General features: G+C 68.9%; 14 protein-coding genes and 1 pseudogene. 7 read left to right on the forward strand and 8 right to left on the reverse strand.

Features of this window, described 5'->3' with window-relative positions:
- The 3 genes from ACFWI4_RS34270 to ACFWI4_RS34280 form a co-directional block, all read left to right on the forward strand.
- A partial coding sequence (locus ACFWI4_RS34270; RefSeq protein ID WP_387204427.1) for a WD40 repeat domain-containing protein occupies positions 1-1,092 on the forward strand: 1,092 nt, incomplete at its 5' end.
- A 210-nt stretch (positions 1,093-1,302) separates the two neighbouring features.
- The gene (locus ACFWI4_RS34275; RefSeq protein WP_387204430.1) at positions 1,303-1,545 is read left to right on the forward strand and encodes a hypothetical protein; all 243 of its coding nucleotides are present in this window, start codon (positions 1,303-1,305) and stop codon (positions 1,543-1,545) included.
- A 349-nt stretch (positions 1,546-1,894) separates the two neighbouring features.
- Positions 1,895-2,173: a hypothetical protein gene (locus ACFWI4_RS34280; protein ID WP_387204432.1), complete on the forward strand. Its 279-nt coding sequence runs from the start codon at positions 1,895-1,897 to the stop codon at positions 2,171-2,173.
- Positions 2,174-2,340: 167 nt separating this feature from the next.
- Here the strand turns inward: ACFWI4_RS34280 and ACFWI4_RS34285 are convergent, their stop codons facing one another.
- On the reverse strand, positions 2,341-2,490 hold the full coding sequence (locus ACFWI4_RS34285) for a hypothetical protein (protein WP_387204435.1): 150 nt from the start codon (positions 2,488-2,490) through the stop codon (positions 2,341-2,343).
- Positions 2,491-3,142: 652 nt separating this feature from the next.
- Here ACFWI4_RS34285 and ACFWI4_RS34290 point away from each other — a divergent pair.
- The 3 genes from ACFWI4_RS34290 to ACFWI4_RS34300 all read left to right on the forward strand — a co-directional run bounded on the left by ACFWI4_RS34290 (position 3,143) and on the right by ACFWI4_RS34300 (position 4,522).
- Positions 3,143-3,433 (forward strand): hypothetical protein, encoded by a 291-nt coding sequence (locus tag ACFWI4_RS34290; RefSeq protein WP_387204438.1) that lies wholly within the window; start codon positions 3,143-3,145, stop codon positions 3,431-3,433.
- Between the two features lie 44 nt (positions 3,434-3,477).
- On the forward strand, positions 3,478-3,810 hold the full coding sequence (locus ACFWI4_RS34295; RefSeq protein ID WP_387204441.1) for a hypothetical protein: 333 nt from the start codon (positions 3,478-3,480) through the stop codon (positions 3,808-3,810).
- A 463-nt stretch (positions 3,811-4,273) separates the two neighbouring features.
- Complete coding sequence (locus tag ACFWI4_RS34300; RefSeq protein WP_387204444.1) at positions 4,274-4,522, forward strand: heavy metal-binding domain-containing protein; 249 nt, start codon at positions 4,274-4,276, stop codon at positions 4,520-4,522.
- Between the two features lie 64 nt (positions 4,523-4,586).
- On the opposite strand, the gene ACFWI4_RS34305 is transcribed toward ACFWI4_RS34300, so the two are convergent.
- From ACFWI4_RS34305 to ACFWI4_RS34320, 4 genes are all read right to left on the reverse strand, one after another.
- Positions 4,587-5,042, reverse strand: coding sequence for a hypothetical protein (locus ACFWI4_RS34305; RefSeq protein WP_387204447.1), 456 nt, complete (start codon positions 5,040-5,042; stop codon positions 4,587-4,589).
- An 84-nt stretch (positions 5,043-5,126) separates the two neighbouring features.
- Positions 5,127-6,116 carry a hypothetical protein gene (locus ACFWI4_RS34310; protein WP_387204450.1) on the reverse strand — a complete coding sequence of 330 codons (990 nt, stop codon included), beginning with the start codon at positions 6,114-6,116 and terminating at the stop codon, positions 5,127-5,129.
- A gap of 4 nt (positions 6,117-6,120) precedes the next feature.
- Positions 6,121-6,495 carry a hypothetical protein gene (locus ACFWI4_RS34315; protein ID WP_387204453.1) on the reverse strand — a complete coding sequence of 125 codons (375 nt, stop codon included), beginning with the start codon at positions 6,493-6,495 and terminating at the stop codon, positions 6,121-6,123.
- Between the two features lie 19 nt (positions 6,496-6,514).
- Positions 6,515-9,598 carry a CHAT domain-containing protein gene (locus ACFWI4_RS34320; protein WP_387204456.1) on the reverse strand — a complete coding sequence of 1,028 codons (3,084 nt, stop codon included), beginning with the start codon at positions 9,596-9,598 and terminating at the stop codon, positions 6,515-6,517.
- 253 nt (positions 9,599-9,851) lie between these two features.
- Here ACFWI4_RS34320 and tcmP point away from each other — a divergent pair, with 253 nt between their 5' ends.
- Entirely contained in the window at positions 9,852-11,108 is a 1,257-nt protein-coding gene (tcmP, locus tag ACFWI4_RS34325) for a three-Cys-motif partner protein TcmP (RefSeq protein ID WP_387204459.1), read from the forward strand.
- Between the two features lie 15 nt (positions 11,109-11,123).
- Here the strand turns inward: tcmP and ACFWI4_RS34330 are convergent, their stop codons facing one another.
- From ACFWI4_RS34330 to ACFWI4_RS34340, 3 genes and pseudogenes are all read right to left on the reverse strand, one after another.
- Entirely contained in the window at positions 11,124-11,870 is a 747-nt protein-coding gene (locus ACFWI4_RS34330; RefSeq protein ID WP_387204462.1) for a DUF5131 family protein, read from the reverse strand.
- A 714-nt stretch (positions 11,871-12,584) separates the two neighbouring features.
- Positions 12,585-12,852 (reverse strand): annotated as a pseudogene (locus ACFWI4_RS34335) (helix-turn-helix domain-containing protein); the annotation flags it as partial.
- Positions 12,849-13,880, reverse strand: coding sequence for a hypothetical protein (locus ACFWI4_RS34340; RefSeq protein WP_387204465.1), 1,032 nt, complete (start codon positions 13,878-13,880; stop codon positions 12,849-12,851). The gene ACFWI4_RS34340 and the pseudogene ACFWI4_RS34335, both read right to left, overlap by 4 nt.
- Positions 13,881-13,930 lie beyond the last annotated feature (50 nt).

Consider the following 13,930-nt stretch of genomic DNA (forward strand, 5'->3'; position numbering starts at 1 on the left):
ATCGCGGTGGCGTTCTCCCCCAACGGCACCCTCCTCGCCGCCATCGGCACCAACGGCGTGGTCCGCCTGTATAAGCAACCTCATCTGATGCCGGAAGGCATGCCCTTGGCGAAACGAGCTTTGGCATGTGCTCTCCAAAGGGGCCTGATCGCACTGGCTGAACTTAGAGAAGCAAACATGTGCTTCACGGTGGCGTTCTCCCCCGACAGCACCCTCCTCGCCACCGGCAGCACCAACGGCGTGGTCCGGCTGTGGAACCCGGCCACCCAGGATCCTGTCGGTAAACCCCTCACCGGCCACACCCGCGAGGTCACCGGGATGGCGTTCTCCCCCGACGGCACCCTCCTCGCCACCAGCAGCAACGGCGCGGTCCTGCTGTGGAACCCAGCCACCCAAAAACCTGTCGGCAAACCCCTCACCCTCACCGGCCACATGGGCCCGGTCCGCTCGGTGGCGTTCTCCCCCGACGGCACCCTCCTCGCCACCGGCGGCACCGACGACGCGGTCCAGCTGTGGAACCCAGCCACCCAGGAGCCTGTCGGCAAACCCCTCACCGCCCACACCCACGAGGTCACCGGGATGGCGTTCTCCCCCGACGGCACCCTCCTCGCCACCAGCAGCATCACCAGCACCACCGTCAGAGACGGAATCTACGGCGTGGTCCAGCTATGGAACCCGGCCACCCAGGAGCCTGTCGGCATGCCCCTCACCGGCCACATGGGCCCGGTCCGCTCGGTGGCGTTCTCCCCCGACGGCACCCTCCTCGCCACCGGCACCAACGGCGCGGTCCTGCTGTGGAACCCGGCCAACCGAAATCCTGTCGGCAAACCCCTCCCCCTCACCGGCGAGGTCACCGGGCTGGCGTTCTCCCCCGACGGCACTCTCCTCGCCACCGGCAGCACCAACGGCGTGGTCCGGCTGTGGAACCCGGCCACCCAAAAACCTGTCGGCAAACCCCTCCCCCTCACCGGCAACATGGGCCCGGTGGTCCGCTCGGTGGCGTTCTCCCCCGACGGCACCCTCCTCGCCACCGGGGGGGGCATCGACGGCGTGGTCCGGCTGTGGCTGACACCCCTGCTATCTATTTGGTGAAGGTCTGCGCCATGACTGAGACGCCGAAGCCCCTGCCCGTCCGCGGCCGCCCCGCCACGCTGCTCACCGCCGACATGATCAAGCTGATTGCCGGTGCGGTCGAGCAGGGCAAGACCCGCGCGGAGGCGGCGGCCGCCGCCGGGGTCACCCATGCCGTGGTGACGCGCTGGATCGGGACGGGCCGCCGGTTCCGCGACTTCGGCTCCGCCCGTGCTGCCCTCGCACGAGTGGCTGTGCCTGCGGCTGGTGAAGGCGGTGACGGAGGCCGAGGAACGCCGGGAGCAGATGCTCGCCGAGGAGGCCGCCGCGGCTGTGGGCGCACCGAAGACGGTGGGCCGTCCCCCGCTGCTCACCACGGGGCATGTGGACACCGTCGTCCAGGAGCTCGGCGCCGGGCGGTCCCGGGCGGCGGCCGCGGCCGCGGGGGTGACAGTGCGGACGCTGCAACGCTGACTGACCCGCGGGGCGCGCGCCCACTGCGGCACGGCGCGAACCGAGTACGAGGAGCGGTGCGCGGATGCGCGGAGCTGTACGTGCGCGTGAAGGCCGCAGAGAAGACGACCGTCCTCGAGGGCCAGGCCTCTGACCTGCGACGCGTGTATGCCACAATCGCGTGCCTCAACATGATTTAGAGGGGGCCTGCATGGGGTTCGGCTTTCGCTTCGGTCCGCTGTCCATCAGGTCAAGCGGCCGGGTCGGGATATCCGCCGGTCCGTTCTCAGCCTCCGTCGGGGGATCGGGGCGACGGGGCGGCACGCGCGAGCGCGGCGAAAGCGGTGGCGGCTCAGCAGGAGTCGACAGGATGGAGCAGGAACGCCGCCGCATGCGCGCCTTCGAGCTCCGGATCGAACGTGAGCAGCAGGCCGAGATCGAAGCCAACCGGCACTTCAACCTGCCGAAGGAGCCCGAGGTACTGCGGCGCGCAGAAGAAGCCGCGAAGAAGTACCTCACCAGCCTGCAGGAAACCTCTGCGAAGGCGCCGTGCGACGCTCGGATCCCAACCCCTGACCTGGCAAAGGCCCGCTGCCGCTTCCAGCAGGGCATGGATGACTACTGCTTCACCCACAAGCAAGTGCACTGAGCTCTGAACGGCGGGCGGCTACACCCGGGACGGTAGGGCCGCCGCCTGCGTCTCCCAAGCCCTCCCCCCGGGCTCGGGAGACGCGGACGACGAACCCGGGGGCCGCCGACATTGGGGCGCCAAGAGGAACGGGGCCGGGAACGGGGCCGGAAGAACCTGAGCCGTGGTCAGTTCCGGTCGCGGCCCGACCAGATGTAACCGGCCAGAAGGAACAGCGGGACCACCAACCAGAGCCAGTCGGAGTCGACTCCGACTCCAGCGGCCAACGCGAAGGACGACAGCAGCGCGCACAGCAAACCGAGCGCGCTACGCAGCATGGCCGTCTCGTGAGTGCCACACCCGCAGGGACCTGAGCACCGGTAGCAGGCCGGCTGACCGTCGCATCGGCACGAGGGGGCCTTGCCGCAGTAGACCGGAACGGTATGCCGCTTGACCAAAACCTCGTGGGCATCGTCGTAGTCGCGGCGGCAAGTCGTGCAGGCGCGCAAAGTCTCTCCGCTTGACGTCGTGGTGTGGGCGTTGCGGAACTCCCGCAAGGCTGCGCGATTGTAGTACCGCACGCCGTACATCCGAGGCCCAGCGCCCCGCTACCGTTGATATCAGGGGGTGAGGCCGTGTCCCGTCTGGAGCGGTGGGTTGAAGGCATCGGGATCGCCGTCGCTGGCACGATCATCACGAACGCAGTCGTCGGGATACCGGTCCTGAGCTGGCTTCGCCGCGTGCCCTGGTTCCAGGTGTGGCACTGGACCGCACTTGGCCTCGGCGCGCTGAGCGTCCCCGTTCTAGCGGTATTCGCGTACATCGGCGTGACCGAGTGGTGGAGCGACAGACAAAGCCCCCGCGTTCCGACCACCCGCGCGGAGATGCGTCGGGCGAGGATGGACGCCGAACGTCGGCAGCGGCCACCTCACAGCTAGCCGGGACGGCAGGGGGTACAGCCAGCAGGACACCACCATCCCCGGCCGCCAGATGATCGAGCGCGCCCAGTCCCTGGTCGGCCGCTGGGTGCTCGTCTACCGCGCCAACGAGCCCAAGGCGGGCACCAAGTTCGACAACGTCCGCATGGTCGTCCGGCTCGTCGACCAGGGAGAGGGCACCCTGACCAACGACGTCGCCCGGCAACTCCTGATCGGCGACGCCGGAGGCGACCACGGCCGCACGCAGCAGGCATGGCGCGAGGCCGGGCTACCCCTGCAAGGCCTGATCGCCGTCGCCGACCTCGACCCGGTACGGCGCAAGGTACGCGGCGAACACGGGTGAGCACCCCGGGCCCTCCGGGTATGTAGGGGCGGAAAGGGGGATTCATGACCGATGACAACAAGGCTTCGGAGCCGGAGCCTTCGAAGGACACGCGCATTGAAGCGACTGAAGCCGGCTCCGTCGCCTCAGGGGGTTCGAGCTATGGACTCATCACCGTGCTCGGGTCGGGAGGGGTGGCAGCGGTGGTGAAGTACGGGTCAGACGTGGCCAAGACCGCGCTGACCGAGCGCGGCAAGACCCGCCGAGAGCAGCTGAACCAGGCCGGCCAGACCGACCGCGCACGGATCGCAGCGGCCAGCGACTCACCCGCACCTGCGGAACCGGACGACGACGGGCAACCCGACGACGCTCAGGCGGCGCCCGGGGGCGCCGCCTGACCCGCGCGCGGCAGAAGGTGTAACGCCTGGAGGACTCACCTCGTCTATGGGGTGTGAGTTGATTCCGCGCCCGCCGGCCCCGGTTCCCGCAAGGGGAGCTTGGACGCTACCCGGAGCCGGCGGGCGCCTCGACCCACACACTGCCGTTCGTCAGCCGAGGGGAGCCCGCCGTGTCGCTGCGCACCATCCTCGGCGCACCGGCCCCCGGCTGGGCGTCGAAAGCCGGGCTCAGGGTTACAGAACGAAGCGTCACCGGCCACCGCGACCCTGGGTCTCCTGCGGGCCCGTCCGGGGTCCGGGCCGGATCGGACCGAACCTAGACGCTACGAACCGTATCGACCCGGACCCCACGACATCTGTGTCCGAGGCCCAGTGCCGCTCCGTTCTATATCCCGGCTTGTCATGTGAGGCAACCGGCCCATGCCTGAATGCCAGCCCTCACGCTCCGATGCAATCTGCCGGTATGACTCAAGTGCTGCTGCTCACGACCGACACCGTTCCTGGTAACTGGATTACCCGGTGGTGGTCGATGATCTGGCTCAAGGGTTCCGCACACACCACCTTGACCGAAGTGCTCGGGGAAATCTCAGAAGACGCCCAAGCGCTTGGCGCCAACGCAATCGTCGGGCTACGGATCATGACGTGTTCCGAAGGAACACGGGAAGATTCCTACACGGTTTACGGCACGCCCGTCATCGCTATGCCCGGTTAACCCCCTCGGCCCGCTTCTTGCCCAGCCACACCCGCTGAGACACCCCAGCCGGCCGTTCGCTCTCCTACAGCACTTCCTGCGCCGCCGTCTCCGTACGCCCCTGCGCATGCCCCGATGCGATCCGCACGTGATCGAGCGCCCGGCCCACCGTCGCAAGGACCGCACTGGCGAACCGCGGATCGGACGAGTCCGCCGTCGCTACCGCGTAGGCCGCCGGGAACACCACCTCCGGCCGCGGGTTGGCCATGTCCCACTCGACATGGCCGCGCGAGAGGGCATCGGCCACGCCCGGGACGAGCAGGACACAGTGCGCCCGGACCTGCCGGTGCAGTGCGTTGCTCTCCGGGTTGCCGTCGAGATGGTCCTCATGGGCGACGCTCACGTGGACCTCGTACCCGGCCCAGGCGTAGCGGGCCGTTCCGTTGGCGTCGAGCTGCACATCGGCCAGCGCCTGCCCGATCGCGGACGGGTACGCCCAGCGCAGTCCGGGGAACGCGGCAGCGAGCATCGCGGCCGTCAACTTGGCTCCCGCGCGGAGCCGGAGTTGTCCTGGCTTCGCTGATCCGCTGGCTCCGCGACTCGCACGCCGACCGGGCACCTGCAGTCAGGTGCCCTTGCGGAAGATGCGGTTGAGTGCCAAGCCAACCTTTCGCTCCACAGAGAAGCCGGGTGGAAGACCAGGCGTAGAGGCAGGTGTGGAGTCAGGCTCGGATGCCGGTGTGAGGTCCGGCACGGAGGCTGTGCTGGCGAGCCCGAACTCGGCTGCCAGCGTCTTCAAGTGCAGGTCCGCAGCCGATTCGACGAGCTGCGCGTGCAGCACCGCGGCGCGACGACCGCGGCTCCACGCGAGGAGGCCGACCGTGAGCCCGATCAGTGCGGCGGGCCACCAGCACAGTCCCAGGGCGAAGTAGCAGGCCGCCCAGGTCGTTCCCTCCACGGCCGCACCGAAGCCGGCCCGCGAGGCGCGTAGCTCGGCCTGGACGGTGTCTGGCAGAACCAGCCACAGGCGGGTCCAGGAAGAGGCAAGGTCGATGCCGTACTGGTTGCGCAGGCGGGTGCCAGTGCCGGCGAAGCGGTCGCCGGTCATGGTCGGCCGCTGCGGCTCCGCGAGGGCGATCCGGTCGCGAAGCGCCGTGAGCCGGTCGATCTCCGCTCGGTTCACCTCGTAGTCGGGGCGGCTCGGCGCGGGGATCGGCATCGCATCGCCACGAGTGATGATCTCGGTCTGGAGGCCTTGCCACCGGGTCTTCCGCCGGTCCGTCAACCGGGCAGCCAGCCGGTCGGCGGGGGCGGGCCAGGCACCGGTCCAGACTCGTTCGGCCGCCCCAGCGAAGGCCCGTACCAGGCCGCCCACGGCGACGGAGCCCAGCACGACGGCCCCGAGCGCGGCGAGCTGAGCGACAGTGGACCACTCCCCAGCGCGCGCTGCCTCCTGCCCGGCCCGAGCACGCAGCGCGGCAACGTCGAGGGCATCGGCCTGGCCGAGTACCGCAGCGGCCGCCGACGCTGCCATCAGCAGGAGACCGGGAACGGCCAGGGCGGAGACCCACTTGTCAACGAGCTTCTCGCCGAGGCCGCCGAGCAGCGAGGACACCGGCTCACACCCTCGTCAGCACGAGGGCTCGGTCGCGCAGCCAGCAGTGTCCTCCGGCGGGGACCGGCCCACCGGGCTCGCGTACCTCGCGGCGTCCGCACCACCCATCGGGGCAGGAGTACCGCTCCCCTTCGGCGCGGGGCACCACGTCGGAGAGGATGTCGCCCGGGCCTGGCTCCTCGCCGCGCACCGTGGCGCCGTCCTCCAGCACGTAGCGGGGAATGCCCAGTCCGGCCACTGCGTCCTGGACGGACGTGTCGGCCAGGACCGCCGTCACGGCCTCCCGCAGCTCCGCCGCCCGCCCCTGGGCGGCCAGGTACTCCCTCAGGTACGGCAGAGCCGAGCAGAATGCCGCCCGCTGTCCGCGGTCCCGGTTCATCGTCCTCCGTTCCGGCCCCTCACGGCCCACTGTGGATCATCGAGGCCCAGTAGAGGGGCTCGTCGAAATCGGGGTCCGCCCGTAGCGCGTCCACGGCGCGGTGCAGGACGGTCGCAAGGTCGGGAGCGCCGGGCTCGGCGAGCAGCCGGTACACCTCGCGGGCGAGCCGCGGCGCCACCTCGTCGTCGACCGTCCACAGGCCGCCGATGACCTGTCGGTAGCCGCACAACTGGAAGGCCGAGGCCACCGAGACGACCTCGTTGACAAGTTCCGCGCCAGGCGCGGCGCTGTGGCAGGCGGAGAGATAGGCGAACTCCGCGTCGACCGGCCGCTCCGCAGCGAGCTGGCGCAGTGCCAGGGTGCCCCCGTGTAGGAGGAGTCTGCTGTTCGACGGGTCGGCACCGTCCCATGCTCCGTGGCAGGCCAGGTGGACATGGGTGTGCGTGCGCAGCGCCGTCAGGACGTTCTCGGGGGTGGCCGCAGCGTCCCGCAGTTCGCGGCGGGGTCCGGGCATCTGTCGCGTCGCGGCCAGTTCCTCGTCGAGGCCGGCGAGCGGTCGGGCGTCGCTGCCTGCATCCACAGCGACGGCGGCCAGCGAGCCGCGCCAGGCGGCCGACGCGGGCCGCTCGCGGGCGTGGAGCAGCGAGCCCAACGTCGGCACGTAGGAGGAAATGACCAGGTCGTGCGCGTACACCGGGGGGCTCGGGGGGCCGTCCCCTGTGCGGGGCAGGATGGCGGCGTGCAGGGGCAGCAGGGCGAGGGCGCCGGTCGGGCACCACCAGAGTCGTGGCAGCGGCCTGCGGCTGTCCTGGTGGTCGATGCCGAGCTTCGCGAGGACTGGCCCCACCACCGAAGCGCCAAGCCAGTGGAGCGTCTTCTTCAGGTCGCTGTCCCACCGGAGCCGGTCGGCGATGCTGGCGCCGCGCGCGGTGAGCCCGGCAACCGCCGTCTGGAAGACATCCGCTCGCCGGTTGACCTCTTCGGCCGTGACGTCCGGCAGCGGGAGCACTTCGATCACGGTGCTGCCCCGCCGGGAGCGCAGCAGGAGGACGTCACAGCGCAGTGCCGAGACATTGACGACGGCGACGGGGCCCGCCTCGGCGGCCTTGCTCAGCCTGCTCCAGTTCGGCGGGCGGTGGAAACCGGTCAGGTCGGGCAGCTGGCGGATCTCGTCGACCAGGTCGTCGAAGGCATCGGCCGCGGCCCTGCGCCGCTCGGGGTCGAGCCGGGGTGCGACCAGTTCCCGGCACAGCTCCTCGTACTGGTCGGCGAGCCGGGGCGAGGCGGCGCGCAGCGCGTCCTGGCGGCCGCGCAACTGGAGGGCCTGTGCGAGCAGCACACCTCGGCCCTGTTCGAGCCGGACCAGCCCCTGTCGGGGGCGGCCGGCCTGGATCTCCACGGCTGCGGCGGCGTTGGCCAGGGTGTAAGTGAGGCGCAGCCGGGCCTCCTGGGAGTCGCGGCCCAGCGCCCGGGTGGTGAGCTTGGGCAGCAGGTCGTCCAGCGCCACGCCGAACGCGGTGCGGGACTGGTCCAGGTCGCCGAGGTGGGCGGCCATCATCGCCCAGCTCACCGCCCCGTACAGGCGGGAGCGGACGTCCTCGGTCCGGGCGGTTGCCAGCGCCCGACAGTACGAAACCGCCTCGTCGAGGTCGGCTGCGGCCCGCAGGCGCAGCCCCCGCTTCGCAAGCAGTTCACCCAGTTCCACACGGGCGACCAAGGCATGCGGCCCGGACCCGGGGTCCGCGGCCCTGCCCGCCACCTGCCGCAAGATGGCCTCCGCCGTCGCGAGGTCCGGTTCCTGTCCGGGACGGCTGGCCCGCTCGCGCAGGGCGACCGCGAGCTTAATCAGCATGACCGGGTAGTCCAGCTGGGACGGCGGGGTGACGGCCAGTGCCTGCCTGAGGTGCTCGATCGCTTCGTCGAGCGCGGCCGGGTCACCGTCCGCCGCCGCCCGCGCGGTCAGCACCGCCGCCAGGTTGGTGAGCCTCTGCCCGTGAGCCGGCGACGCGGCGGTGGCGGCGCCGCACGCCAGACGGGCTAGGACGGTGGCCTCGTCCAGGTCTGCCCGGTCCTCTTTCGTGCTGTACCTGTCAAGGTGGGACAGGGCCAGGAAGGAACGGACGGTGGCGCGGATCTCCTGGTCGATAGGACCGGCCAGGGCCGCACCGAGCAGGTCGATCGACTCGTTCAGGTCGTCCAAGTCTCCCTTGACCTCGAACCGCATCCGCAGGATCTGGCCGAGCTCGAAGCGCTGGTGGCTGCGCTCCGGTTCGGCCACGGTGGCGACGACATCGCGCAGCCGGTCGATGACCCGGTCGAGTCGCGTGGGATCACCGTCGCGGTGATAGGGGTCGAACTCGGCGTGGACGCCGTCGTCCGGCGCGGCGACCGCCGGAACCTTCGACTGGACTCGGATGATCTCGGCCATCATCGAGTCGCGCTGGGACGTCTGGTCCAGGGGGATCGCGCCGAGGCCCCCTCGCATCAGGTGAAGCGCCTTGCCCCGCATCTGGCCCGCAGATTCGGGGTCCTCGTCCAGGTCGGCGGCGGCAGCAAGGAAAGTCCCCGCTTTGAAGCTGAGGACCGGCTCCGACTCCGTCCCGCGCGACCATTCCCAGGCGGTGCTCAGAAGTGCTGTGGCGCACAGGACTCCGCTCACGTCCCCGGTCGCCTCGCTGGGGAGGAACAGCGCGGTCCCGACTACGTGCAGGACCTCGTACGCGGGAGCAAGCTGAGGCGGTTGCTCCTCGAACACCAACCGCCAGTGGGTGGGCACTGCTTCGGGGCGCAGCTCGCGGACCACCGCCAAGAGAAACTCGAACGCGTAGGAAGCCCACCGCGCCTCTTCCTTGGGCAGGAGCTGCATCCGGGCCGCGTAGTAGCAGCCGACCAGGAAGACCAGCTCAAGATCGACTCCTCCGGGCCCGCCAGCCTGGTCGGGGGTGAGCCGATCGCGCGCGTCGAGGATCAGCGTGGCCATGGCGCGGTGAAGGTCCGCGTCCAGCACCTGCTCCGGCGGATGCACCTCGTAGGGCACTCCGTCGTCCGGCGCCGCCATAGTCCGTCGGACGACGGCACGGGTCGTCTCGTTCAAATCAGGCAACAGCGGTTCCCCCCACTTTCCCCGCCGCCAACCGGCTGGCGCCGACCCTACTGCGTGGAAGGCCGACAATAACCACTGATCACCAAAAGCGGTTGGAACGGGACGTCAGCTGTCGTAGGTGGGAATTGTCAGACACGGCTCAGGCCAGCCATAAGGCCAGGCATGGGCCTTGTCTAGTTCCAGCTGACCCTGCCCCGGCCTGTACAGGCACCGGTCACTCGATCGAATGACCGGTGGAACCAGTAGCCCTGCGATGCACCTCTCCAGCCCTGCGATCAAGGCACTCAGGCCGGCGGATCGACGGGGCCCGGAGAGATGGCCGACTGGTGTTGTAGACAACAAGTTCTGGAGAGGTGACTCTGGGTGTCCAACTGGTGTCGGGTCAGGGGGAACTGTGGGGCGAGTTGATGATCTGCAGGAGCTGACCGTCTGGAAGAGCGACCCTCACACACAGGTGAAACACCTTGTGTACCGGCACTATCTCCAGTGCTGGATGGCAAAGATCCTTCAAGTGTTCTCCGAGGCCACCATCGTGGATTGCTTCGCGGGTCCCGGCATTTACACCGATGGTCTGGCCGGGTCTCCCGTTGTGGTCGCCAGGACCTTCCTCGAGCACAGCGCTCACGATCGGTTCAAGCGGCTCAACCTGATCTGTCTTGAAGAGCGGGCTGACCGTGTGGAAGAGCTCCGCCGACAGCTCGCCAAGCTGCCTTCGTCACCGAAGCTGAACATCCAGGTGCAGGAGCCGGGCCGGTTCGCCGAACAGCAACAGCGACTGTCCGCACTCGCTCACCACGGCCGCAGCGACACCCCCGTGCTGTGGCTCGTCGATCCCTTCGCGCTGAAGAGCGCCCCGTTCTCCCTCATCAGGCAGTGCCTGACCTCTCCTCGCGACGAAGTGCTCTTCACCTTGTTCACCAACGAATTGCACCGCTTCTGCGAGCGCGAGAACTTCGACAAAACCATGACCACCTACTTCGGCGGGGACCACTGGCAGGCAGCCGTGTCGGGCGACCGGCGTGCCGCGCTGCGCAAGGACGCCTTCGCCAGGGCCTACCAGGACGGCTTTCGACAGCACGAGCTGTTCACCAGCAGCTTCGGCGTCAAGATCAGCAATCAGAGCGCCCGATATCATCTCATTCTGGCCACACACAGCGAGGCCGGACTGAAGTGCTGGGCGCCTATGGCCTGGAAGCTGGACGGCTACAGCGGACAGGGCGCTTCTGCGGACAGCCTCGATGCGCCGACGCTGTTCGCGGAGGAAGCCGTTGAAAGCAGGCTCGACACCGCTCTGAAGGGCTACGCGGGCACCGAGCAGCGATGGGAGACGCTGTCCAGCAGAGCTGCCCAGCTGAACTACATGGACAAGCATCTTCGGCTTTCGCTGACCAAACTGGCCTCTCAGGGCCTGGCTTTCAGAGTCGAACCGGTCCGCGCGCGCTCGGACTGGCCAGAGGGGTGCACCGTGCGGTTCTACGCTCCGGAGGATGTCGCTGACGAAGCGTCCTGAGGGCGCGGTGCCGGGCTACACCGATACCGGCAACGGCATCTCGTCCCAGGTCCGGCCGTCCAGCTCGCGGCCGCCGGTCTTCGGTGTGCGACCGCCCCACTGCTTGAAAAAGAAGGCCACGTCGTGCTGTTGGCAAGCGTCCCGGATCTGGGTCACCCAGGCTTCGTCCAAGAGACGGTGCCCTGGTCCGGACTCGCCGCCCGCGATGACCCAGTCAATGCCTGTCAGCTCCAGTCCATCCAACGGCCCCAGCAGCGGCTCACACGACAGAAATTTCACCGCCGCGGGCACCTGGCGCAGGTCGTCGACACGCGGCAGTTCCTTCGCACTCTCGACAGAGACGCCCATCCACAGGTTCGCCGGCCACTCCAGGCGGTCGGCGACCTGCCGCAGGCGCCGCGCCCGCTTGGTCAGGACCTGATAGGTGTGCTGCGGAGTATCCGCGATCACGTCGAAGACACGGCGCACGTAGTCGAGCGGCACCCGTGCATGAAACAGGTCGCTCATCGAGTTCACGAACACCGTACGCGGGCTCTTCCACCCATACGGCACCGTCAGGGCATCCGGATGCACCGTCAGCCCGAAACCGGGCCCGGACGTCCGTGGATCGCCGTCGGCCTGGTACTTCGGTGAACCCATCGCCTTCAGACGCTTCGCCAGCGCCAGTGCGTAGCAGTTGTCACATCCGTCCGAGACCCGATCGCACCCCGTCGTCGGGTTCCACGTCGCCTCGGTCCATTCGATCGAACTGCGATCACTCACGGTCGGCCCTCCATCCCCTAGCCGAGCCTGTTCGCCCGTACCTCTGTGGCTTGCTGTGCCCAACGAGACGGCTCACGACCGGTACTGGCATCCAACCACTCGGCTTCGCTACAGCTCCCATCACCCCATGGATCGAACGAATGTTCCCATATTGAAGGGTGATCGACCTGCTGTAAAGGCGCCGCCATGCGGTGAAGCCGATGTTGGTGCCGTATTCGTACTGGCCCCATTGGCTGTCGAGGTTGACGGCCTGGTCGCCCCACACATCGTCCGGCTCCTGGCCGGCATCGGCCGCGCAGGCCCAGACGAGTGCGGCCCCCGCAGCGTGCGGTGACGGGCGCGGTGATGTAGCTGACGAGGTCGTCCAGCTTCGTGGTCTTTCAAACCACGGGCCGTACTTCCCGAACTCGATGTTCCACTCGGGCATCGTCTTCTTCAGCCCTTGGGTACGCAGATCACTGCACGGGCTCGTGAGGGCCGATCGCCGTGCCCGGCGGGGGAATTGACACCGGGACAGGTGATCGACGCTAGGAGGCGCTTTCAGGGGCATTCTCGACCTGGCTCCGGTCACTGCCGACGGTGTACACATCCTTGGCCTTCGCCTCGGTCACACCACGGTCAGCTCGCCAGCGTCGTCCGCATCGACGACCGAGCCGGCTTCCGCGGGCTTGTCTGATTCGCTGGGAGGGCCTGCCACGGTTGTACGGCCAGCTGTGTCCAGCTTGGTACGGGCTCCCTGGAGGAAGTACGCGTACGCCTCCCGCACTTCCCCGCTCGGTTCCCGCCCCGCTTCCCAGCCACCGACCGTAGACGCGCTCACGCCCAAGGCGGCCGCGAGCTGTGCGCGCACCAGGTGCAGTCCCTCGCGCAGCCGACGCCGTTCCTCGGCAGGCGGCAGCGGAGACCGTTCCAGCGCTGCGGAGGCAAGCAGTGCATCGATGGCCTGCTGATTGCTCACTGGGCGTTCCTTCCTGCCCCTCATGAGGCATCCACGAGGGCCACACAGTCCGGGTGGCAGCTCGCGCACTTCTCGCCCGCCCCGAGCTCGCCCAGAGTCCGGAAACGGGGATTGAGCCGGGCGGCCGGAGTGCCTTGACCGCATTCGCCGCACCACTCGGGCAAGCCCCGCTTGCCCCGACCCGTGGCACCGGGAGTGATCGAGATCGGGACGGTGGACCGTTCCGCGTGCTGAGTGAGGTTGGACCAGCCGCGCGCCGCCATCTCCCGGACGCGGTCGCACAACCAGGCTTCCGGCAGGCCCTGTGCCAGCAGTTCGACCGCCTGACCCTCCAGCTTCGCTCGTGTGCCGTTCAGCAGCGGACGCCCCAGAGCCTCGGCGTATGCCTGCACGATCCGGCCCACTGCTGTCGTCGGGTGTGCCTGCTCGCGCTGCTGCGGAACCTCAGCCCCCGAGTGGGTGTGCCCCTGGGGCGCAGCATCGGTCTCTCTCTCTCCGTCCGGCGGAACGTCCTCGGCACCGTCACTGGGACCTGAGACAGGAGAGAGAGAAGAGGGAGATTTAGAAGGAAGGAGAAGGGGGTCGGAATCCGACCCGGGTGCAGGGTCGGAATCCGACCGGGGGGGGGTCGGAATCCGACCCGGGGGGGTCGGAATCCGACGGGGGGAGGGGTCGGAATCCGACCCGGGGTCTGACCTGGGGTTTTCCGGGGGGGCGCTGAAGGTGAGCTCTTCCACGAGGGTCGGCCCGTAGTCGGTCCGGGCGCGCTTCATGCTCGCCAGCAGATCGAGGTTCACTCGGTACAGGTCCGCGATCCGGGCACCGTTCTTGGGGCTGTACCGCTCCTTCGACGCCAGCAGCCCGCTTTTGATCAACTTCTGCTTGTTCGCCTTCGCGGCCGATTCCTTCATGTGGGCCTCGTCAGCCAGCTGCTGCATCGAGGCGATCACGTAGCCCCTGGCGTCCGTGTGGTTGCAGCACGCCATCAAGAACGCGCCCTCGCCAACGCTCAGGCCATCAGCCTGGAAGACCAGGTTCATGTGCTGGATCACCGACGCACCTCCCCCACGGGGCCGGCCACGATGGGCCGGACAGGGGACGG

The sequence above is a fragment of the Streptomyces sp. NPDC127038 genome, assembly GCF_042725875.1.
Taxonomy (GTDB): domain Bacteria; phylum Actinomycetota; class Actinomycetes; order Streptomycetales; family Streptomycetaceae; genus Streptomyces.

What these genes read in the sequence shown, in the direction of transcription:
- ACFWI4_RS34285 (WP_387204435.1), bottom strand. Translation starts at nt 2,490, where the DNA reads ATGCTGCGTAGCGCGCTCGGTTTGCTGTGCGCGCTGCTGTCGTCCTTC.
- ACFWI4_RS34300 (WP_387204444.1), top strand. Translation starts at nt 4,274, where the DNA reads ATGACTCAAGTGCTGCTGCTCACGACCGACACCGTTCCTGGTAACTGG.
- ACFWI4_RS34315 (WP_387204453.1), bottom strand. Translation starts at nt 6,495, where the DNA reads ATGAACCGGGACCGCGGACAGCGGGCGGCATTCTGCTCGGCTCTGCCG.
- ACFWI4_RS34290 (WP_387204438.1), top strand. Translation starts at nt 3,143, where the DNA reads ATGATCGAGCGCGCCCAGTCCCTGGTCGGCCGCTGGGTGCTCGTCTAC.
- tcmP (WP_387204459.1), top strand. Translation starts at nt 9,852, where the DNA reads ATGCACCTCTCCAGCCCTGCGATCAAGGCACTCAGGCCGGCGGATCGA.
- ACFWI4_RS34280 (WP_387204432.1), top strand. Translation starts at nt 1,895, where the DNA reads ATGGAGCAGGAACGCCGCCGCATGCGCGCCTTCGAGCTCCGGATCGAA.
- ACFWI4_RS34295 (WP_387204441.1), top strand. Translation starts at nt 3,478, where the DNA reads ATGACCGATGACAACAAGGCTTCGGAGCCGGAGCCTTCGAAGGACACG.